Origin of the sequence: Bradyrhizobium cajani (genome assembly GCF_009759665.1) — a bacterium.
GTDB classification, from domain to species: Bacteria; Pseudomonadota; Alphaproteobacteria; order Rhizobiales; family Xanthobacteraceae; genus Bradyrhizobium; species Bradyrhizobium cajani.
In genome coordinates this window covers 107,969-128,258 of record NZ_WQNE01000009.1, presented here as the reverse complement: position 1 = coordinate 128,258, position 20,290 = coordinate 107,969, and the positions used below count along the sequence as shown (strand labels likewise).

The 20,290-nt window shown below is 66.2% G+C and carries 18 protein-coding genes; 7 read left to right on the top strand and 11 right to left on the bottom strand.

Annotation, left to right across the window (positions count from 1 at the left end):
• Window positions 1-61 precede the first annotated feature (61 nt).
• From GPL20_RS13865 to GPL20_RS13850, 4 genes are all read right to left on the bottom strand, one after another.
• A complete protein-coding gene (locus tag GPL20_RS13865; RefSeq protein ID WP_157330111.1) occupies window positions 62-253 on the bottom strand; it encodes a hypothetical protein in 192 nt (63 codons plus the stop codon).
• A gap of 104 nt (window positions 254-357) precedes the next feature.
• Entirely contained in the window at window positions 358-1,266 is a 909-nt protein-coding gene (locus GPL20_RS13860) for a S49 family peptidase (protein WP_157330033.1), read from the bottom strand.
• A 215-nt stretch (window positions 1,267-1,481) separates the two neighbouring features.
• Entirely contained in the window at window positions 1,482-2,249 is a 768-nt protein-coding gene (locus GPL20_RS13855; RefSeq protein WP_157330032.1) for a tRNA1(Val) (adenine(37)-N6)-methyltransferase, read from the bottom strand.
• Window positions 2,242-2,469, bottom strand: a complete 228-nt coding sequence (locus GPL20_RS13850; RefSeq protein ID WP_157330031.1) for a putative signal transducing protein — start codon at window positions 2,467-2,469, stop codon at window positions 2,242-2,244. Before GPL20_RS13850 ends, GPL20_RS13855 begins: the two co-directional genes overlap by 8 nt.
• A 133-nt stretch (window positions 2,470-2,602) precedes the next feature.
• Between GPL20_RS13850 and GPL20_RS13845 the strand changes: the two genes are divergently transcribed.
• The 5 genes from GPL20_RS13845 to GPL20_RS13825 all read left to right on the top strand — a co-directional run bounded on the left by GPL20_RS13845 (window position 2,603) and on the right by GPL20_RS13825 (window position 7,399).
• The gene (locus GPL20_RS13845) at window positions 2,603-3,610 is read left to right on the top strand and encodes a polyprenyl synthetase family protein (RefSeq protein ID WP_254126465.1); all 1,008 of its coding nucleotides are present in this window, start codon (window positions 2,603-2,605) and stop codon (window positions 3,608-3,610) included.
• A 461-nt stretch (window positions 3,611-4,071) separates the two neighbouring features.
• Window positions 4,072-4,587: a winged helix-turn-helix transcriptional regulator gene (locus tag GPL20_RS13840; protein WP_157330029.1), complete on the top strand. Its 516-nt coding sequence runs from the start codon at window positions 4,072-4,074 to the stop codon at window positions 4,585-4,587.
• Between the two features lies 1 nt (window position 4,588).
• Entirely contained in the window at window positions 4,589-5,851 is a 1,263-nt protein-coding gene (gene fabF / locus GPL20_RS13835; protein ID WP_157330028.1) for a beta-ketoacyl-ACP synthase II, read from the top strand.
• A 44-nt stretch (window positions 5,852-5,895) separates the two neighbouring features.
• Window positions 5,896-6,528 (top strand): LysE family translocator, encoded by a 633-nt coding sequence (locus GPL20_RS13830; protein WP_157330027.1) that lies wholly within the window; start codon window positions 5,896-5,898, stop codon window positions 6,526-6,528.
• Window positions 6,521-7,399 (top strand): alpha/beta fold hydrolase, encoded by an 879-nt coding sequence (locus tag GPL20_RS13825; protein ID WP_157330026.1) that lies wholly within the window; start codon window positions 6,521-6,523, stop codon window positions 7,397-7,399. The genes GPL20_RS13830 and GPL20_RS13825 overlap by 8 nt, the downstream gene beginning before the upstream one ends.
• A gap of 101 nt (window positions 7,400-7,500) precedes the next feature.
• Here the strand turns inward: GPL20_RS13825 and GPL20_RS13820 are convergent, their stop codons facing one another.
• The 3 genes from GPL20_RS13820 to GPL20_RS13810 all read right to left on the bottom strand — a co-directional run bounded on the left by GPL20_RS13820 (window position 7,501) and on the right by GPL20_RS13810 (window position 12,239).
• Window positions 7,501-8,385 (bottom strand): 4-(cytidine 5'-diphospho)-2-C-methyl-D-erythritol kinase, encoded by an 885-nt coding sequence (locus GPL20_RS13820; protein ID WP_157330110.1) that lies wholly within the window; start codon window positions 8,383-8,385, stop codon window positions 7,501-7,503.
• Between the two features lie 112 nt (window positions 8,386-8,497).
• Complete coding sequence (locus GPL20_RS13815) at window positions 8,498-10,294, bottom strand: tetratricopeptide repeat protein (protein ID WP_157330025.1); 1,797 nt, start codon at window positions 10,292-10,294, stop codon at window positions 8,498-8,500.
• A 283-nt stretch (window positions 10,295-10,577) separates the two neighbouring features.
• On the bottom strand, window positions 10,578-12,239 hold the full coding sequence (locus GPL20_RS13810; RefSeq protein ID WP_157330024.1) for an electron transfer flavoprotein-ubiquinone oxidoreductase: 1,662 nt from the start codon (window positions 12,237-12,239) through the stop codon (window positions 10,578-10,580).
• A 136-nt stretch (window positions 12,240-12,375) separates the two neighbouring features.
• Here GPL20_RS13810 and GPL20_RS13805 point away from each other — a divergent pair, with 136 nt between their 5' ends.
• Entirely contained in the window at window positions 12,376-13,191 is an 816-nt protein-coding gene (locus tag GPL20_RS13805; RefSeq protein ID WP_157330023.1) for a uracil-DNA glycosylase, read from the top strand.
• A gap of 117 nt (window positions 13,192-13,308) precedes the next feature.
• Here the strand turns inward: GPL20_RS13805 and GPL20_RS13800 are convergent, their stop codons facing one another.
• The 4 genes from GPL20_RS13800 to GPL20_RS13785 form a co-directional block, all read right to left on the bottom strand.
• Complete coding sequence (locus tag GPL20_RS13800) at window positions 13,309-14,817, bottom strand: glycosyltransferase family 39 protein (RefSeq protein WP_157330022.1); 1,509 nt, start codon at window positions 14,815-14,817, stop codon at window positions 13,309-13,311.
• Between the two features lie 269 nt (window positions 14,818-15,086).
• Entirely contained in the window at window positions 15,087-15,944 is an 858-nt protein-coding gene (gene rnhB, locus GPL20_RS13795; protein WP_157330021.1) for a ribonuclease HII, read from the bottom strand.
• 73 nt (window positions 15,945-16,017) lie between these two features.
• Complete coding sequence (locus GPL20_RS13790) at window positions 16,018-16,470, bottom strand: VOC family protein (protein WP_157330020.1); 453 nt, start codon at window positions 16,468-16,470, stop codon at window positions 16,018-16,020.
• Window positions 16,471-16,494: 24 nt separating this feature from the next.
• Window positions 16,495-17,658 (bottom strand): PA0069 family radical SAM protein, encoded by a 1,164-nt coding sequence (locus GPL20_RS13785; RefSeq protein ID WP_157330019.1) that lies wholly within the window; start codon window positions 17,656-17,658, stop codon window positions 16,495-16,497.
• 214 nt (window positions 17,659-17,872) lie between these two features.
• Here GPL20_RS13785 and GPL20_RS13780 point away from each other — a divergent pair, with 214 nt between their 5' ends.
• Window positions 17,873-20,287, top strand: a complete 2,415-nt coding sequence (locus GPL20_RS13780) for a phosphoketolase family protein (protein ID WP_157330018.1) — start codon at window positions 17,873-17,875, stop codon at window positions 20,285-20,287.
• Window positions 20,288-20,290: the final 3 nt, after the last annotated feature.

The following is a 20,290-nucleotide window of genomic DNA, read 5'->3' as shown; positions in this document are numbered from 1 at the left end:
GAGATTCCGGGTTCGATGCTTTGCATCGCCCCGGAATGACGGCGCGTGTGGGAAGGTGCGGCTACCCCGGCCGGTAAGCTCCGGTCACGGGGTCACGCTTCAGCGTCTGGATTTCCCCCATGTGAGCGGCTTCGGCGACGCGCGACAGGCGCATCTCCTCCAGCTCCTGGTTGATCCGGAGTGCGGTCTTGTAGGCCCAGCGGACCACGGCAAGCCCGCCCAGGACGCCCGCGAAAGCGACGAACGGCGGCATCGGTCGATCCTTGTTCAATGCTCAGCCCCCACGCTCATTGTCGCGCAGATGGGCCTGCATCGCAATCAGCTCTCCCCGGACCAAATGGCGCGGGTGGGCGCCGGCTAGAACCCGAATTTCGCCCAAATCGCGCGAGTTTCGACCGCCGAGATCAGCTCATCCGGCAGACCGGCCATTGATTCAACGGCCGAAAGCTGCCCCGCGCCGGGCGATTTCCGCCCCAGAAGACCGGACAACAGCCCTGTCGGCTGCGCGATCACAGGGGTGAGAACCTTCTCGCCATAGCGGGCACGAAGAGTTGAGCGGAGATCGCCGATCCCGTCGGCCAGCCCCAGCGCGATCGCGCTCTCGCCGGCCCAGTATTCTCCCGTGAACAGGGTGTCCTCGGTGCCCCTCAGCCGCGCACCGCGGCTCTCCTTCACCAGGGCAATGAAGATCTGGTGGATCTCACGCTGGATCGCCTTCAGCTTGGCCACGTCGTCCGGATTTTCCGGGAGGAACGGGTCGAGCATCGCCTTGTGCGCGCCGGCGGTATAGAGGCGCCGCTCGACGCCGAGCCGCTTGATCGCCTCCTGGAAACCGAAACTGCCGCCGACAACGCCGATCGAGCCGAGGATGGACGAGGGATCGCAAATGATCTCGTCGCCGGCACAGGCGATCATGTAGCCGCCGGACGCCGCGACGTCCTCGACGAACACCAGCACGGGCAGCTTCTTCTCGGCCGCAAGCTGCTTGATGCGCAGATAGATCTGGCGCGACTGCACCGGCGAGCCGCCGGGCGAATTGATCAGCAGTGCCACGGCCTTGGCGTTCCGATACGAAAACGCCCGCTCCAGCACCCGCGCCACGCCCGCGAGCGTCATGCCCGGACGCAGCGGCGTCACCGCCCCGATCACGCCGGAGAGCCGCACCACCGGCACGACGGCCGCGCCGGGCCGGAAGCGCGCCGGCAGATATTGCATGAGCTTGTCGGCCAGGCCGGAACCCTCACGATCGTTCAATTGCTCGGCCATGCCGTTACCTCTGCTTAACCATTTTTTATCACGCGACTGTCATTGAAAGTGCCTGGAACGTGTTTTGCAGATTTTCCGTTGGGGAGCTGCAATAGGCAGCAGAGGAAATGCCATGAAGATCTATCTGCTGATGCTGCTGATCGGTGCGCTCTTCACGGCGATTCGCCTTACGTCCCCCCAGGAACAGCAGACGGAATCGCTTCCGCAGTAGGTCGTCACGGCTGCGCCAACGGCAAGACCGCCCTCCCCTCCAGGATATCCCTCACCTCTTTGTTCGGCCCGCGTTGCTCTTCGTGAAGCATGAGTCCCGGCAACAGTCGCGTCGGGGCCCGGCCGCCTTTCACCGCGCGGACCAGCACGCGGATCGCGGGCCGTCCCGCTTCGCCGTGAACCGGCAGGATCGACAGGCTGCCGAAGCCGCGTGACAGCGCTGCCAGGACCTCCGCTACGCCATCGGCGCGCCAGATCAGGGTCAGCACACCATTCGATCGGAGAATCCGCCGTGCCGCATGCACCCAGGCATGCAGCGTCTCCTCCGTTGCCACATGCGCGGTGCGGCGCATCTGGTCCGGCGAGCCGCGGTGGCGTGCAGGGTCGTTGAAAGGCGGGTTCATCAACACCACGTCGGCGTCGTCGGGCACAAGCCCATGTGCCGCAAACGCCTGCGCATCGGCGGTGACGTCGAGAACGATCACGTCGGCGGCAATTCCATTCTCCGCCGCATTGCCGCGCGCCAGCTCCGCCAGTTCCGGATCGATCTCGACCAGGCTGAGCCTCAGTCCAGACACGCGCCGGGCGAGGGCGAGGCCCGCCGCGCCGATGCCGGCGCCGAAATCGACCGCGCGGTCGCCGGGACTGGCTTCGGTCGCCGCCGCAAGCAGGATGGCGTCGTGCCCGGCGCGATGGCCGGACCGCTTCTGCTTCAGGCGCAACTGCCCGCCGAGAAAGGCGTCCTCGGTGATGTCTGTGGCGGCCTCAGTCATCGCCGCGCAGTTCGTGGCTGAGGCCGGCCTCGGTCAGGAGCTGCCGGGCCTCATCGGCATCGTCCTCGTGGACCAGGATCCGCCGCGGCAGGATGCCGAGCGAGCCCTCGATGATGCTCATGTTCTGGTCCAGCACGAGATGATGGATGTTGGCGCCGTCGAGCAGCGCGCCGATCGCCGACACCAGCACCATGTCATTGGTCCGAACCAGTTCACGCAAAACGCAGATCTCCTGCCTGAAAGGGGCTAAAGCGGCAAATGTCAATGGTTCCGCAGCACTTGCCGCATCCGCCGCCAGTTTCTATTGTCTTTCCATCAGAATAGCCCTTCCGGGGCAAATATTGGAGACCGGCGTGGCCGTCATCGTACCTTTCGAAACTCCCGGCGCGTCGATCGAAGAGCTGGTTGCCCTTGTCGCTCCCGACATGGAGCGCGTCAACGCCACGATCCTGTCGCGGACCGGCTCCGAGGTAACCATGATCCCGGAGGTCGCCAACCATTTGATCTCCTCCGGCGGCAAGCGGCTGCGGCCGATGCTGACGCTGGCCATGGCCAACCTCGCCGGCTACACCGGCGACGGCCACATCAAGCTCGCCGCCTCCGTCGAGTTCATGCACACCGCCACCCTGCTCCACGACGACGTCGTCGACGAGAGCGAGATGCGCCGCGGCAAGCTGTCGGCGCGCATGCTCTGGGGCAACGAGGCGAGCGTGCTGGTCGGCGACTTCCTGCTCGGCCAGGCCTTCCGCATGATGGTCGAGGTCGGCTCGCTCCGCGCGCTCGACATCCTCTCCGCGGCCGCCGCCACCATCGCCGAGGGCGAGGTGATGCAGCTCGCCGCCGCCAAGAACACCGCGACCACCGAGGACGAATATCTCGCCGTGATCCGCGGCAAGACCGCCGAGCTGTTCGCGGCCGCCTGCGAGGTCGGGCCCGTCATCGCCAACCGCCCGAAGGCGGAGCAGACCGCCTGCCGTTCGGTCGGCATGAATCTCGGCATCGCTTTCCAGCTCGTCGACGACGTACTCGACTATGGCGGCAAGAGCGCCAAGCTCGGCAAGAACACCGGCGACGATTTCCGCGAGGGCAAGATCACGCTGCCCGTCGTGCTCGCCTTCCGCCGCGGCAACGACACCGAGCGCGCCTTCTGGATCCGTGCGCTCGAGCGCGGCGAGATCGGCGATTCCGACCTCGACCACGCCATCGGGTTGATGAACAAGCACCGCGCGCTCGAGGACACGCTGAGCCGCGCCCAGCACTACGGCGCCATGGCCGTCGACGCACTGGCACTGTTCCCGCCCTCGCCGATGAAGAGCGCGCTGGAGCAGGTCGTGGCGTTCTGCCTGGCACGGTCGCATTAGCGGCAAGAGCCGGCCATTCCTCCTGTCGCACGGTTGTTAGCCCCATCATCCTGAGGCGCGAGCGGCGCGATGCACTGCATCGCGCCGGGAGCCTCGAAGGATGCACGGCCGAGCCGCATCCGGGCCGTCGCCCTTCGAGGCTCGCCGAAGAGGCGAGCGCCTCAGGGTGACAGAGAAAGATTAGCGCGCGCTGCATCCACACAGTCATTGCGAGCCACGGGGTCCGCGCGGAGCGCGGCCCGATGACAGGCTCCGCGAAGCAATCCAGAGTCCCTCCGCGGAGACAGTCTGGATTGCTTCGCTGCGCTCGCAATGACGGAGCATGGCGCGCGACCATCCCATACAAACCAGCGCTTTAAGTTGCAGAAGACCGCTCCGCGGACCGCACGCCCAATTTGAGCGCTGGGCGTGCGCCATTCCAGTTACTTGCATTTTGCAAGTCACTGCTCTACCTTCCCGCCATGCAACCCAAATCCCCCTCCATCCTCGAATGCCCGGTCGGCCGCGCCGTGGAGATGGTCGGCGAATGGTGGAGCATCCTGATCCTGCGGGACGCGTTTCAGGGCGCGACGAAGTTCGACGAGTTTTCGCAGAGCCTCGGCATCGCGCCGAACATCCTGTCGCGGCGTCTCGCCCATCTCACCGAGAGCGGCATGTTCGTCCGCCGCCGCTACAACGAACGACCGCCACGCTACGAATATGTGCTGACGAACAAGGCGCGGGATTTCTTCCCCGTCGTCGTGGCGCTGCTCGCCTGGGGCAACAAGCATCTCGCACCCAAAGGCGAGTCTATCGTGCTGGCGAGCCGGAGCGATGTTCGCCCGCTCGATCCGGTCGTGGTCGATGCCGCCGACATGCGTCCGATCACGCTCGCCAATGCGGTCGTCATCGCTGGTCCCCGCGCCAGCCGCGGGATGCGTGCGCGGCTCGCTTCCCTCAGGGCCATGAACCCGGCCGTGGCGCCGGCTGGAGACTGACATGCGTCGTATCGTCGTGACGGGAATGGGCGCGGTGTCGCCGCTCGCCTGTGGTGTCGAACTCTCCTGGCGCCGGCTGCTCGCCGGCCAAAGCGGGTTGCGCCCTCTGCCGGAATGGGCACAAGCGCTGCCCGCGCGCATTGCAGGGCTCGTGCCCGACAAGGCCGATGACGCCGAAGGCGGCTTCGACCCCGCGCAAGCCGCCACGCCAAAAGACCAGCGCAAGATGGACCGCTTCATCCTGTTCGCGCTGCTCGCCACGGCAGAGGCCGTCGCACAGGCCGGATGGACGCCGCAGGACGCAGCGGCGCTGGAGCGAACCGCGACGATCATCGCCTCCGGCGTCGGCGGTTTCCCCGCGATGGCGGAAGCGGTGCGCATCACCGAGCAGCGCGGCGCGCGCAGGCTCTCGCCGTTCACGATCCCCTCGTTTCTCGCCAACCTCGCCGCCGGCCACGTCTCGATCAAGTACGGCTACAAGGGAGCATTGGGCACGCCGGTCACGGCATGTGCTGCCGGCGTGCAGGCGATCGGCGATGCCGTGCGCATGATCCGCGCCGGCGAAGCCGATGTTGCGATCTGCGGCGGCGCGGAGGCCTGCATCGATATCGTCAGCCTCGGCGGCTTCGCCGCGGCACGTGCGCTGTCGAGCGGTTTCAACGACGAGCCCGCGCGCGCCTCGCGCCCGTTCGATCGCGATCGCGACGGTTTTGTCATGGGTGAAGGCGCAGGCATTCTGGTGATCGAGGAACTCGAGCATGCGCTGGCGCGCGGTGCGACACCGATCGCGGAGATCGTCGGATACGGCACGACGGCGGATGCCTACCACATGACGTCTGGCCCGCCCGATGGCGAGGGCGCCCGCCGCGCCATGGAGATCGCGCTCCGGCAAGCAAACCTTGCTCCGGAAGATGTGCAGCACCTCAACGCCCATGCGACGTCGACGCCGGCCGGCGACGAGAGCGAGCTTGGCGCCATCGGCGCGCTGTTCGGCCGCCACCGCGGTATTGCCGTCAGCGCAACCAAATCAGCCACCGGCCATCTGCTCGGTGCCGCCGGTGGCATCGAGGCGATCTTCACCGTGCTCGCCTTGCGCGACCAGGCCGCGCCGCCGACGCTCAATCTCGAAAATCCCGATCCCGGCGCTGATGGCCTCGACATCGTCGCAGGCAGCGCGCGGCCGATGCCGATGCAGCATGCCATCTCCAACGGATTCGGCTTCGGCGGAGTCAATGCCAGCGTGATCTTCCGCCGGATGGGCTGAACAAGAGGCCTTGCAATCGCGGCAGGCTTCGTTACCAAAACGGGATGATCGACACGAATTTCTGGCTGTTCCTGGCCGCAGCTTTCCTCATTGCCGCCGTTCCCGGCCCCGGCATTTTCTACGTCGCGGCACGAACCCTGTCAGAAGGGCGCGGCAGCGGTTTCGCATCGACCGCAGGCACGGCGCTGGGCGGACTGGTTCACGTGGTGGCAGGCAGCCTCGGCATCTCCGCGATCATCCTGGCCAGCGCCGAGCTCTTTGCCGCCGTGAAATTCGTCGGCGCGCTCTATCTGGTCTGGCTCGGCATCAAGACTTTTCGCAATGCCGGCCGCGCGCTGTCGCTCGAGAGCGAGGCCGTCGGCGACAAGCGTGCATTCCGCGACGGCGTGCTGGTCGAGGCGTTGAACCCGAAGACGGCGGCGTTCTTCCTTGCCTTCATTCCGCAGTTCCTCGATCCCGCGGGATCGAACCCCACGCTGCAATTCATCATGCTCGGTTCGATCTCGGTTACGCTGAACACTTTCGCAGATGTCGTCGTGGTGCTGATGGCCTCCGCGACGCGCACGCAGCTGATCGGACGGCCGCATCTGATGCGGCGCCTCACCCAGGGCTCCGGCGTCTTCATCGCCGGCCTCGGTCTCTCGCTCGCGCTGGCGCGGCGCCCGGCAAATGGCTAGCGCCCCGCAAAGCCGCTTCTATGAATCGCACGGCCTGCGGCTGCATTACGCAGACTGGGGCAACGCAGGCGCGCCCGTCGCCATCCTGGTCCATGGCGGCCGCGACCATTGCCGGAGCTGGGACCTCATCGCCCGCTCGCTGCAACCGCATTTCCACGTGCTCGCGCCCGACCTGCGTGGCCACGGCGATTCCGACTGGACCCGGGGCGGCAGCTACGCGCTGACCGAATATGTGTACGATCTTGCCCAGCTCGTCCGCACCATCGCAGCGCCTCGCGTGACTCTCATCGGTCATTCGATGGGCGGCATGGTGAGCCTGATCTTTTCAGGATCATTTCCCGAGCTGGTCTCGAAGCTGGTCGTCCTCGACGGCGTGACCGTGCTGCCGGACGCGCCGAAGCCGCCGGCGCATGAGCGCATCGGCAAATGGGTGGGCCAGCTCGACAAGCTGCACGACCGCACGCCGCGCCGCTATTCGACCCTCGAGGATGCGGCCGCGCAGATGGTGCTGCACAACAAGCGGCTGTCCCGCGAGCTCGCGCTCCACCTCGCCACGCACGGTGCGCGGCAGAACGAGGACGGCACCTATAGCTGGAAATTCGATCCCTATCAGCGCGCGAGTGCGCCGCACCGGCTCTGGCCGGACGACCACGTTGCGCTGTGGGCGCGCATCGCCTGCCCGACGCTGCTGCTCAATGCCGGCGAAAGCTTTCTGGCCGGCGCCAAGGCAGCGGGACTGGAGCGGTATTTCCGGGATGCGCGCATCGAGACGATCGCTGGCGCCGGACACTGGCTGCAGCATGACAAGCCGCAGGAGGTGTTGGGGGAGATCCGGCAGTTTCTCGGGCTGGCTGAGGACAGGCCGGGTTAGCTCCGCTACATCCACGTCATTGCGAGCGCAGCGAAGCAATCCAGACTGCCACCGCGGCGGGACCCTGGATTGCTTCGCTGCGCTCGCAATGACAAGCAGACCTAGCTCAACGTCCCCGCATGCACCCACCAGCCAGGGTGATCCCTGCGGATCTTTTCAGCGGCGGCATGGGTCTCGGCCGGCGCGCCATAGATCGCAAAGCAGGTCGCGCCCGAGCCGGACATACGGGCGAGCTTGACGCCGGCGGACTCGCGCAGCGCCTCCAGCACATCGCCGATCACGGGTTCGATGCGCATCGCGGGAGCTTCGAGATCGTTGGCCACGGTTTCGAGAACCCCGACCCAGTCGGCAATCGATGCGCCCTCCTCCGGCCAGGCCGGAGCTTCGAGGACCGAGGTCGCGCCGACGAGCAGCTCGCCGTTGCGCAGGCCGAGCGCCTGGAACACGTCCTTGGTGGCAACCGGCGCGCGCGGATTGACCATGACGCAGGGCATGCTCGGCAACGCGAGCGGCAGAAGCTGCTCGCCGACGCCGGTCATGTCGCAGGCGCGCGAGAACAGGCACACCGGGACATCGGCGCCGGTCGCGAGCGCAACCTTCTGAAGGCGGGGATCATCGAGCGACAGATCGTTGAGGCGTGCCAGCAGCCGCAGCGCCGCCGCAGCATCCGCCGAGCCGCCGCCGATACCGGCGGCAACCGGCAGTACCTTGTCGAGCGCGAAGGCGCCGAGCTTCAGGTTCGGCACAGCCTCGGCCAGCAGCTTGGCCGCCTTGAACACGAGATTGTCCGATGTGTCGCCACAAGCCGCAGCGAGCGGCCCCGTGGTGGTGAGCTTCAGCTCATCACCCGGCTCCAGCGTGAGCCGGTCGGCACAGTCGGCGAACGCGACCACGCTTTCGAGATCATGATAGCCGTCGGCGCGGCGGCCGACGACGCGAAGGCTTAAGTTGACCTTCGCCCGTCCCTCTTCAATCAACGCCGGCATCGGCGACACGCCCCCAACTCCACTTCCTTCTTGCGCATGATCTCCGCGCAAACGCGCTCAGCGTTTGTCGCGAGGAAAACCGCTACACACTTTTCCGGATCATGCGCCGGGCTCAGCCGCCCCTGCCGTCGTCCTTCTTCTTCTCGGCCTGCGCCGCCGATGAGTTCGAATTGTCGTCGGCCAGCCCGTTGGCGATCTTGGCCTCGATCTTCGGCAGCTCTTCCGGTTCGGGCTTGAGATCGCGGGCGTGCGACCACTGGAACTTGGCTTCCAGCGTGCGGCCGACGCGCCAATAGGCATCGCCGAGGTGATCGTTGATGGTGGGATCCTCGGGCTTGAGGTCGATGGCGCGCTCGAGGTTCTTCACCGCCTCCTCGTAGTTGCCGATGCGATAATAGGCCCAACCCAGGGAGTCGACGATGTAGCCGTCGTCGGGACGCTGCTCGACGGCGCGCTTGATCATCTTCATGCCTTCGTCGAGGTTCACGCCCTGGTCGATCCAGGAATAGCCGAGATAGTTGAGGACGTGCGGCTGGTCGGGCTGGAGCTCGAGCGCCTTCTTCATGTCGGCTTCGGCCTTGCCCCACTGCTTGGAGCGCTCCTCGCAGATGCCGCGATAATAGTACCAGACGCTGTTGGCCTTGTCGTTGCCGGCCGGCAGCACCTCGATGCCTTGCGAATAGGTCCCGCCGCAGTCGCCGAACCGCTTGCGGCCGCGCTCGATGTTGCCGAGCGCCATGATGGCTTCGAGGTCCTTGGAATCCTCCGACGTGACGCCCTTGAGGATCTTGATCGCCTCGTCGGTGCGATCGGCGGAATCGAGGTCGATGGCGAGCTGGATCTGGGCGTTGCGCTTGAGCGGCGAGCTCGACGGCACGCGCTCATAGACCTTGATCGCCATCTGCGGCCGCTTCACCGACTCATAGAGATCGGCGAGCGAGAGCAGTGCCAGCGGATGGGTCGGCTGGAGGTAGAGCGAGAGCTGGAGATAGACCAGCGCCAGATCCTCGCCGCCGCGGCGGGTCAGCGTGGCACCGATGCCGTAGAGTGCTTCGGCGGCGCCGGCCTGCGCGGAATCGACGAGCGGCGGCATCTTCTTGCCGGCCTTGGTCTCGCGCAGGCCTTCCACGATCAGCGGATGGCGGGCGAGCTTCTTGTCGAAGGCCTGGTAGACATTGGTCGCGGCGGCGGAATCCTTGTTGCGCGACAGCCAGCGGGCATAGGCCTCGGTGACGCGCAGCATGGAATCATCGAGCTTGTAGGCGCGCTCGAAGCGGGTGCCGGCGTCCTTCTCCTTGCCGGAGAGCTCCAGGATCATGCCGGTGTGGAGATCCTTGAACAGCGGATACCATTCCGGACCGGCCAGCTTGTCGATGGCGGCGACGCCACCCTTGGCATCGCCGGCGCCATAGGCGGCCCAGCCCGACAGCAGCGTTGCGACGAGATCGGTGATGGGACCACGGATCGACTGGTTGATGTTGCTCTGCGCGGTCGCGTACTTCTTCAGCTTCAGATCGTGCACGCCGACGACCAGACGCGCGACACGGTTGGTCTTGTCGATGGTGAGGATGCGCTCGGCGAGCTTGACCGCTTCGTCGATGTCACCATCGGCAACCGAGGAGATGAAGGCGCGGTCGAGTAACTCGTTGTTCTTGGGATCGGTGCGCAGCGCCGAACGGTAGAAGGCGGCGGCAGAGGCCGCGTCGCGCTCGACGCTGGCATGGCGGGCGGCGAGATAGCTGCCGGCGCCGGTGAGCGACTTCAGATCGTTTCGGGTCGGAAACTGCGCTGCCGTGTCGGCCGGATGATCCGGCGTCTGCGCCAGGACCGCGCCGGGGACCGTCGCGATCGCTGTGCCCATGAGGGCGATGGCGGCAGCAGTCCAGCGGTTGAAACGATTTGAAAACATCAGGGCTCGCCTTGAGTTGGTAGTGCCTGGGTTTGCAGCAGAAGGCCGTCGTGCACGCGAACGCGGCCGTGGCATCGGGACCCGGAACCGTCAGGCCGGACAATGCCGCTTTTGGCGCTTCACCGCAAGGATTCGGACCGGGCGATCGCCTCCGCACGCCCCAAATCGGCCAGTGGCGCCCCAAGACGCCGCTACTATGGCCTTATCGTGGCCGCGACCGGTGGCCGCAGCCGGCTCCTCACGCGAACGTGCGCCAGATCACCTTTTGTGACCTTCGCCGCTCTTACATCGCCTCGTAATTCGGGCCGCCGCCGCCCTCCGGCGGAACCCAGGTGATGTTGCCGTTGGGATCCTTCACGTCGCAGGTTTTGCAGTGGACGCAATTCTGGGCGTTGATCTGGAAGCGCGGGCTCGCGCCCTCCTCGACCCACTCATAGACGCCGGCCGGGCAATAGCGATTCGAGGGACCGGCGAACACGTCGTGCTCCGAGGTCTTCTGGAGGTTCATGTCGGTCACCTTCAGATGGACCGGCTGGTCCTCCTCATGGTTGGTGTTGGACAGGAATACCGAGGACAGCTTGTCGAAGGAAATCTTGCCGTCCGGCTTGGGGTAGTTCTTCGGCGTGTGCTGCTTGGCCGGATCGAGCGTGGCACGATCGGGCTTGGCGTGCGAGAGCGTGCCGAACAGCGAGAAGCCGAACAGCTGATTGGTCCACATGTCGAGTGCGCCAAGGGGAACGCCGAGGAGAGTGCCGAACTTCGACCACAGCGGCTTGACGTTGCGGATCCTGAAGAGGTCCTTGCCGACCGCGGAATCGCGCCAGGCGTTCTCGTAGGCGACGACCTCGTCATTGGCGCGGCCTTCGGCGAGAGCCCCGGCGACATGCTCGGCGGCGAGCATGCCGGTGCCCATCGCGTTGTGGACGCCCTTGATGCGGGGAACGTTGACGAAGCCCGCGGCGCAGCCGACCAGCGCCCCGCCCGGGAAAGTCAGCCGCGGCACCGACTGGTAGCCGCCTTCGGTGATGGCACGCGCGCCATAGGCGAGACGCTTGCCGCCTTCGAACACGTCGCGGATCGAGGGATGGGTCTTGAAGCGCTGGAATTCATCGAACGGCGACAGATACGGATCGTCGTAATTCAAGTGCACGACGAAGCCGACCGCGACGCGGTTGTCGTCGTAGTGATAGAGGAACGAGCCGCCGCCGGTGGAATTGCTGAGCGGCCAGCCGAAGGAGTGCTGGATCAGGCCCTTCTTGTGCTTGGCCGGATCGATCTGCCAGACTTCCTTCAGGCCGATGCCGAACTTCGGCGGCTCGCTCTTGGCGTCCAATGCGAACTTCGCGATCAACTGCTTCGACAGCGAGCCGCGCGCGCCTTCGGCGAACAGAGTGTACTTGCCGAGCAGCTCCATGCCGCGGGTGTAGGAATCCTTGTGGGTGCCGTCCTTGGCGATCCCCATGTCGCCGGTCGCGATGCCCCGCACCGCGCCCTTGTCGTCATAGAGCACCTCGGTCGCGGCAAAGCCCGGATAGATCTCGACGCCGAGCGCTTCCGCCTTTGGCGCGAGCCAGCGGCAGACATTGCCGAGCGAGCCGATGTAGCAGTGATGATTGTCCATCAGCGACGGCATCGCGAAGCCCGGCAGCTTGATGCGGTTGTCGCCGAACATCCAGTAGAAGTGGTCGTCCTTGACCTGGGTCTTCAACGGACAGTCGGCATCCTCGCGCCAGTCGGGGATCAGCTTGTCGAGCGAGATCGGGTCGATCACGGCGCCGGAGAGGATGTGCGCGCCGACCTCGGAGCCCTTCTCCACCACGACGACGTTGAGATCGGCGTTGAGCTGCTTCAGCCGGATCGCCGCGGCCAGGCCCGAGGGGCCGGCGCCGACGATGACGACGTCGAATTCCATGGATTCGCGCGGGGGAAGTTCTTCGGTGCTCATCTGATCTCAGCCCTTGAGACGGTTCCTTGGTCGTTTGCGCCCTCTTGTTTCCGATTTTTCCGGGTAGGACAACCTCGGAAATGCGTTCCGGCGGGATGCAAGGCGCCCTAAACTGAACTAATAGTCAGACTTTCCCATGATACCCGAACCCGCACCCACCGTCCGAGAACTTCTCGCCTTCTATCTGGAGGCCGGCGTCGACTGCGCGCTTGCGGAGGAACCGATCGACCGTCTGGCGGAATTGGATGCCCCGCCGCCGGCCCCGCGCGCGGCGCCGCCGGTCGAGGCGCCACGGCCGATTGCTGCGCCCGCGGTGATGCGCGGCGAAGCCGCGCCCGCGCCCGACGTCGCCATCGCGTCCGCGCGTGAGGCGGCGCGCACCGCGCCGACGCTGGAGGCGCTGCGCGAGCTGATGCAAGGCTTCGAAGGCTGCGCGCTGAAGCACACCGCGACGCGGCTGGTGTTCGCCGACGGCAGTCCGCAGGCGCGCATCATGTTTGTCGGCGAAGCGCCGGGCCGCGACGAGGACATCGAAGGGCTCCCCTTCGTCGGGCGCAGCGGCAAACTGCTCGATTTGATGATAGGAGCCATAGGCCTCAACCGCACCACCGCCTACATCGCCAACGTCATTCCCTGGCGGCCGCCCGGCAACCGCACGCCGACGCCGCAGGAGACGCAGGTGTGCCTGCCCTTCATCCAGCGCCAGATCGAGCTCGTGAATCCCGACGTGCTGGTGACGCTCGGCAATCCCTCGACGCAGACGCTGCTGTCGACCCGCGAGGGCATCATGCGCACCCGCGGGCGCTGGTTCGATTACGACACCGGCCAGCGCACCATCCGCGCATTGCCGACGTTTCATCCGGCCTATCTGCTCCGCTCGCCGTCCTACAAGCGGCTGGCCTGGCAGGATCTGCGCGCGATCGCGAAGGTGCTGGCGCAAGGCGCGGCGTAGCCGCATACACGCCGTCATTCCGAGGCACGCGAAGCGAGAACCCGGAATCCATTCATCCACCAACTCTGCCGTTCGATGGATTCCGGGTTCGCGGCTTCGCCGCGCCCCGGAATGACATCACGCCCCCTTCGGCCGCACGATGGCCCAGCCGATGCGCAGCAGCTGCTGGCGGCCGTTGACCAGCCATTCGAAGGCGCGCGGTACCTCCGGCACAATGCCGGGGAAGCGCTTGAGAATGTCCGGCGGCGGGGTGCCGGCAGTGTCGGAGGCGCGCCAGACCACGACGCCGCCGGTCTCGCTGAACTTGACCTGATTGATCCACGGCGTCCGCGCAGGGTCGGCATCGATGAACAGATGCGGCCGTCCCGAATGCAGCGTGACCAGGCTCGCAAGCTGGGTCTCGCCGGCGACCGCGCGCAGGCGATGGTTGGTGCGGCGGGCGAAGCTCTCGTCGAAGAAATCCGAGATCGCGCGCGCCGGCATCGAGGTCGCGATCTCGCCGGTGCCGGTCCAGGGCAGCAGCAGGACGGCGAGCACGACGCCGATGGCGGGGGCGGCGATAGCGGCGGCCCACACCGTGCGCAGCACGCGCGCGCGGCGCATCGCAATGAGATCGCCGGCGGCGACGACCACGGCGAGCCCGGACATCACAAGCACGACGCCGGCGCCGCCGACGACGGGTTCGAGCCCGAGCAGGCCGGAGATCAGGACCGCGCCGAGCGCGGGCGCCAGCGCGAAGAAGTAGACGTAGTTGCGCGCGAGCGGCTCGACCGGCGGGCGGTAGATGATCGGCGGCTCCTCGCTTTTGCCGGCGAACCAGCCGGTGTTGAGGAAGGCCAGCGCCGGGATCGCCGCAGCGCCGAGCACGAGGCCGCCGAGCAGCCAGGCCGTGTGAATGGCGCGGGCGTTCAGCTCAGCGACGTGCGGCAGGGTCGGCAGGACCAGCGTCTCGGCACGCATCAGCCAGGCCGCATAGGGCAGCGCCAGCACGGCGACGACGATCAGCGCGAACAGCGGATCGAGCGAACGCAGCGTCCGGCGGCCGCCGGCGGTCGAGACCGCGAAGACGACGAGCAGCAGGAGGAGGAAGATCGCCGCCGGCGTCGTCAGCAGCAAGAGCCCGGCCTCGATCGACCAGGCGAACCAGGCATTGCCGCGGCGCTGGCCGATGATCTGCCAGGTGTGCAGCAGCAGCAGCGCCCAGAGCGGCCGCGCCAGCACCAGGGGGCCGAAGTCGAGCGCGGACGAGGAGAAGGCCAGCACCGTCATGGTCAGCAGCACGGCGAGCACCGCCTGCTGCGAGCCGACCACGGCACGGGAGAGATGGTAGAGCGCGATGAAGGTCGCGATCTCGCAGAGCTCGGCCAGCACATAGACGCCGAACATATGGCCGCCGGCGGCGCGATAGGCGATGTCGGCGAGCCAGACTGGCAAGGGTGGGCCGAGATCGGTGCCGACCTGGTATTCGCGTCCGAAGGCCAGCAGCGTTGCGAGGCTGCCGGGCGGGCTGCGGTAGAACACCAGCGCCACGAACAGCCACATCGCCGCCTGCAGCAGCACGACGATCCACACGATCAGCCGCGGCCGGGCGCGAATGAGCTCGATGACCAGGGAGGTAAACCGCATGCAACGTCCGAAAGATGCAGCCAACCCGTCCAGCCGGCCCTATTCGCTCACATCTGTTTTGATAATGGGGGGCGCGCGTCGTGGCAACCGAGACTCTCTCCCTCTCCCCGTTCTTACGGGGAGAGGGTCGGGGTGAGGGGCTGGCTCCGCAATCATGGTGAGAGCGGGACTCGCGGAGACTCCCCCTCACCCGGAATGCATCTTCGATGCATTCCGGCCTCTCCCCGCACGTGGGGAGAGGCGAAGAGCGTCGCACCGGGAGGGAAATGCTAGAGGCCCGTGGACGCGTCGATCTCGATCTGCGCCTCCACCTGCACCTCGACCTCGGTGACCTCGAACAAATCCCGCACCGGCTCGACGGTCCAGGGCATGTGCTTGGCGCGGGCGGCGGCGACGGGGGCGAAGAAGCTGCGGTGGTGGATGGAGGGACCGAGGCGGTCGAGCGCGTCGAGATGCTCGGGGACGGCGTAGCCCTTGTGCTGCTCGAAGCCGTAGCCGGGGCAGTCCTGCGCCAGCGCGCACATCAGCCGGTCGCGCGTCACCTTGGCGACGATCGAGGCTGCCGCAATCGACAGCACGATGCCGTCGCCGCCAACGACCGCCTCGCAGTCGCAGGGCGTGTCGAGCCGGTCGCGGCCGTCGACGAAGACATGGCGCGGCTGTTCGGGCAGCGCCACCACCGCGCGCTTGAGCGCCCACAGCGAGGCGCGCAGGATGTTGTCGCGGTCGATCCGCGAGCGCGAGGCGACGACGACGGAAACCTGCGCGGTCGCGCAAATCTTGTCGAACAGCTTTTCGCGCTCCTCCGCGGTGAGCCGCTTGGAATCGTCGATGCCGCGGGGAATACGGTCAGGGTCGAGAATCACGGCGGCCGCCACCACGGGGCCGGCGAGCGGGCCGCGGCCGGCCTCGTCGCAACCGGCGACCGGCCAGACGCCGCGCTTGATCAGCGCGCGCTCGCGGCGGAAGCTCGGCGGCGCGATGGCGATGATGCCTTTTTTGGCCTTGCCGCTATCCTCGTCCTTGCTGACCACGACCTTCACCGCCTTGGAAGACGCTGCCTTCTTCGTAGCATCCTTCTTTAGCGTGTCTTTGGCCGATTTTTTGGCGGACTTGTCCCGAATCATGGCCGGGATCGTGCGCAAGCGGCCCCGCCAGCGCAACCGGGAACCCCGGATAATTCCCGTTATTCAGACCGCCCTACTCTCCCAGATGCACCCGCCGGTCCGCGCCGACCTCGATACCGGGCGCGACCACGACTTCCCAGGGATGGCCGTCAGGGTCGGTGAAATAGCCGGAATAGCCGCCATAATCGGTCTCATGCGCAGCCTTCAGCAGCCTCGCTCCCTTGTCGATTGCGAAGGCCAGCACCGTATCGACCTCCTCGCGCGTGGCGCAGTTCCAGGCGAGCGTCATGCCGCGGAAGGTCGTTGGCCTCGGCTGGTCCGGCAGGGTCGCGTCGGCCGCGAGCTGATCCCAGGGGTACAACGCGATCACCGGACCACCGGTGTCGAAGAAGGCGACCGCCTCGCCGGTCGCCTTGAGCCGGCGCGAGAAGCCGAGCGCGTCGTAAAAGGCGATGCTGGCGCGGATGTCGCTGACGCCGAGGGTGATGACGGTGAGCCGCGGCACCGGCGGCAACTGCTTGCTCATGCGACGCCTCTTCCATTGCTCCAATCAGAACAGGCTGAGCTGATCGCCGTTCCGCTTGGGTCTTGCAAAGTGATCCGTCGTCAGCTTGGAGCGCCGCTTGTTCAGGCCGAGCCTGTCGCAGGCGATCTCGAAGCGGCGGCCGATGGTCCAGGCCATCGGACCGGTGCCCTTCATGCGCTCGCCCCATTTCGCATCGTAGTCGCGGCCACCGCGCATGTCGCGGATCAGCGTGAAGACGTGGCGGTAGCGGTCCGGATAGTTCGCCATCAGCCATTCGCGGAAGAGATCGCGCACCTCCAGCGGCAGCCGCAACAGCACATAGGAGGCTTCCTTGACGCCGGCATGGGCGGCGGCATCCAGAATGCGCTCGATCTCGGAATCGTTCAGCGCGGGGATCACGGGCGCGACCATGACGGTGGTCGGAATACCGGCGTCCGAGAGCTGCTTCAGCGCCTCCAGCCGCTTCGGCGGCGTCGCTGCCCGCGGCTCCATGGTGCGCGCCAGCTTCGGGTCGAGCGAGGTCACCGAAATCGCGACCTTGGCGAGGTTGCGCTTCGCCATCCGCGCGAGAATGTCGATGTCGCGCACGACCAGCGCCGATTTGGTGACGATGCCGACGGGATGGCCGGCGCGCTCCAACACCTCGAGAATGCCGCGCATGATCTTTCGCTCGCGCTCGATCGGCTGATAGGGATCGGTGTTGGTGCCGATCGCGATCATTCGCGGCTCGTAGCCGGAGGCTGCAAGCTCCTTCTCGAGCAGTGCCGGCGCCTCGGGCTTGGCAAACAGCTTCGACTCGAAGTCGAGCCCCGGCGACAGGCCGAGATAGGCATGGGTCGGCCGCGCGAAGCAGTAGACACAGCCGTGCTCGCAGCCGCGATAGGGATTGATCGAGCGGTCGAAGCCGATATCGGGCGAATCGTTGCGGGTGATCACCTTGCGCGAGGTGTCGACGGCGACCGTCGTCTTGAACGGCGGCAGCTCCTCCAGGCTCTGCCAGCCATCATCGAAGGCGACGCGGGCCTCGGCCTCGTAGCGGCCACTGACGTTGGACTGTGCGCCCCGCCCTCGCCGGCGCGCGCGGTCGATGGCGACGCCGAGCTCAGGAAAATCAGAGTCCGCACCCGCCGGCTCGGAGGGCGCCGTGACCGGCGGGTGCTTGAGAGCATGAGAGGATGCTGGACTCATGAAGCCAAGATAGCACGCATAAGGAACAAATCAAGAACAAGAAACGTGAAAACAACCCCATGCACAGTAGAGCTGCCCAAACTTCGCGCGGCCGCCTTTGACCTCACGCAACACGCTGTCACCGCGATCCCGTTTGATCCCGCGACGGATCGATCATGCCGGAACAGGGTTGATGACGATCACTGGTTGAAGGTCGGCAAGAATCGGCAGGAACATGACAAATCAACAACAATCGGCTGCCGCGAGCAGCAACCTCGACCTCCTCGATCGCTACTGGCGGGCGGCGAACTACCTCTCCGTCGGGCAAATCTACCTGCTCGACAATCCACTGCTGCGCGAGCCCCTGCGGCCCGAGCACATCAAGCCGCGCTTGCTCGGCCATTGGGGCACGACACCCGGTTTGAACTTCATCTACGCCCACCTCAACCGCGTCATCCGTGCGCTCGACCTCAACGTGATCTATGTCTGCGGTCCCGGCCATGGCGGCCCGGGCATGGTCGCCAACACCTATCTGGAAGGCAGCTACGGCGAGATCTATCCCGACATCGCGCGCGATGCGGACGGATTACGCAACCTGTTCAGGCAGTTCTCCTTCCCCGGCGGCATTCCGAGCCACGCCGCGCCCGAGACGCCGGGCTCGATCCATGAAGGCGGCGAACTCGGCTACGCGCTGGTGCATGCCTATGGCGCCGCGCTCGACAATCCCGACCTGATCGTCGCCTGCGTCGTCGGCGATGGCGAGGCGGAAACCGGCCCGCTCGCGGCGTCATGGCACTCCAACAAGTTCCTGAACCCGGCGCATGACGGCGCGGTGCTGCCGATCCTGCATCTTAACGGCTACAAGATCGCCAACCCCACCGTGCTCGGGCGGATGGGAGATGCGGAGATCCGCGATCTCTTCCGCGGATTCGGCCACGAGCCGCTGTTCGTCGAGGGCGACGATCCCAAATTGATGCACCAGGCCATGGCGGACGCGTTAGATGTCGCGTTCGCCAGCATCCGCTCGATCCAGCAGCACGCCCGCCACGATCGCAAGAACATCGAGCGGCCGCGCTGGCCGATGATCGTGCTGCGCAGCCCCAAGGGCTGGACCGGGCCGAAGGAGGTCGACGGCAAGAAAGTCGAAGGTTTTTGGCGCGCGCACCAGGTCCCGGTTGCGGGCTGCCGCGAGAACCCCGCACATCTGAAGGTGCTCGAAGACTGGATGCGCAGTTACGAGCCCGAAAAGCTGTTTGACGCGAACGGCGCGCTCGTTCCCGAGCTCCAGGCGCTTGCGCCAGAAGGCCATCGCCGCATGGGCGCCAATCCGCACGCCAATGGCGGAGTGTTGAAGAAAGAGCTGAAGCTGCCGGACTTCCGCAGCTTTGCCATCGAGGTGCCGCGGCCCGGCGCCGTCGTCGCGGAAGCGACACGCGAGCTCGGCAAATTCCTGCGCGATGTCATCCGCCTCAATGCTGACGAGCGCAACTTCCGCATCATGGGTCCTGACGAGACCGCGTCAAACCGGCTCGACGCAGTGTTCGAGGCCACCGAACGCGTCTGGATGGAGCAGACCGAACCTTACGACGTGCATCTCGCGCAGGACGGCCGCGTGATGGAGGTCCTGAGCGAGCATCTGTGCCAGGGCTGGCTCGAAGGCTATCTGCTCACGGGGCGCCACGGCTTCTTCTCCTGCTACGAGGCCTTCATCCACATCGTCGATTCCATGTTCAACCAGCACGCCAAATGGCTGAAGGTGACGCGGCATCTGCCATGGCGGCGCCCGATCGCCTCGCTCAACTATCTCTTGACCTCGCATGTCTGGCGCCAGGATCATAACGGCTTCAGCCATCAGGATCCCGGCTTCGTCGATCTCGTCGCCAACAAGAAGGCCGACATCGTCCGCATCTATTTCCCGCCGGATGCCAACACCCTGCTGTGGATCGCCGACCACTGCCTGCGCACCTACAATCGCGTCAACGTGATCGTCGCCGGCAAGCAGCCGGCGCCGCAATGGCTGTCGATGCAGGAAGCCATCACGCATTGTGATGCCGGCATCGGCATCTGGACCTGGGCCGGCACGGATGATGCCATCAGCGAGCCCGACGTGGTGATGGCCTGCGCCGGCGACGTGCCGACGCTTGAGACGCTCGCCGCCGTCGACCTCCTGCGCAAGGCGCTGCCGGATTTGAAGATCCGCGTGGTCAACGTCGTCGACCTGATGACGCTGCAACCGAAGGAGCAGCATCCGCACGGCCTCTCCGACCGTGACTTCGACGGCCTGTTCACGCGCGACAAGCCCGTGATCTTCGCCTATCACGGCTATCCCTTTTTGATCCACCGGCTGACCTATAGCCGCACCAACCATGCCGGCATGCATGTGCGCGGCTTTGCCGAGGAAGGCACCACGACGACGCCGTTCGACATGGTCGTGCTCAACGAGCTCGACCGCTATCACCTCGCGATCGAGGCGATCGAGCGCGTTCCGGGGCTAGCCACCAAGGCGGCGCATGTGAAGCAGCAGTTCCGCGACAAGCTGATCGCGCATTCACGTTATGTGCGTGAGCACGGCGAGGACATGCCGGAGGTCCGCGACTGGGTCTGGCCGGGCAGCGCAGGCGGCAACACGCCGGCTGAAGCCGGCGACTGAAGC

Bases quoted from the DNA above. Each gene is read 5' to 3' on its own strand.
- GPL20_RS13840 (WP_157330029.1), top strand. From the start codon at position 4,072: ATGCAACCCAAATCCCCCTCCATCCTCGAATGCCCGGTCGGCCGCGCC.
- GPL20_RS13865 (WP_157330111.1), bottom strand. From the start codon at position 253: ATGCCGCCGTTCGTCGCTTTCGCGGGCGTCCTGGGCGGGCTTGCCGTG.
- GPL20_RS13780 (WP_157330018.1), top strand. From the start codon at position 17,873: ATGACAAATCAACAACAATCGGCTGCCGCGAGCAGCAACCTCGACCTC.
- GPL20_RS13785 (WP_157330019.1), bottom strand. From the start codon at position 17,658: ATGAGTCCAGCATCCTCTCATGCTCTCAAGCACCCGCCGGTCACGGCG.
- GPL20_RS13855 (WP_157330032.1), bottom strand. From the start codon at position 2,249: ATGACTGAGGCCGCCACAGACATCACCGAGGACGCCTTTCTCGGCGGG.
- GPL20_RS13815 (WP_157330025.1), bottom strand. From the start codon at position 10,294: ATGTTTTCAAATCGTTTCAACCGCTGGACTGCTGCCGCCATCGCCCTC.
- fabF (WP_157330028.1), top strand. From the start codon at position 4,589: ATGCGTCGTATCGTCGTGACGGGAATGGGCGCGGTGTCGCCGCTCGCC.
- GPL20_RS13830 (WP_157330027.1), top strand. From the start codon at position 5,896: ATGATCGACACGAATTTCTGGCTGTTCCTGGCCGCAGCTTTCCTCATT.
- GPL20_RS13825 (WP_157330026.1), top strand. From the start codon at position 6,521: ATGGCTAGCGCCCCGCAAAGCCGCTTCTATGAATCGCACGGCCTGCGG.
- GPL20_RS13800 (WP_157330022.1), bottom strand. From the start codon at position 14,817: ATGCGGTTTACCTCCCTGGTCATCGAGCTCATTCGCGCCCGGCCGCGG.
- GPL20_RS13790 (WP_157330020.1), bottom strand. From the start codon at position 16,470: ATGAGCAAGCAGTTGCCGCCGGTGCCGCGGCTCACCGTCATCACCCTC.
- rnhB (WP_157330021.1), bottom strand. From the start codon at position 15,944: ATGATTCGGGACAAGTCCGCCAAAAAATCGGCCAAAGACACGCTAAAG.
- GPL20_RS13810 (WP_157330024.1), bottom strand. From the start codon at position 12,239: ATGAGCACCGAAGAACTTCCCCCGCGCGAATCCATGGAATTCGACGTC.
- GPL20_RS13805 (WP_157330023.1), top strand. From the start codon at position 12,376: ATGATACCCGAACCCGCACCCACCGTCCGAGAACTTCTCGCCTTCTAT.
- GPL20_RS13860 (WP_157330033.1), bottom strand. From the start codon at position 1,266: ATGGCCGAGCAATTGAACGATCGTGAGGGTTCCGGCCTGGCCGACAAG.
- GPL20_RS13820 (WP_157330110.1), bottom strand. From the start codon at position 8,385: ATGCCGGCGTTGATTGAAGAGGGACGGGCGAAGGTCAACTTAAGCCTT.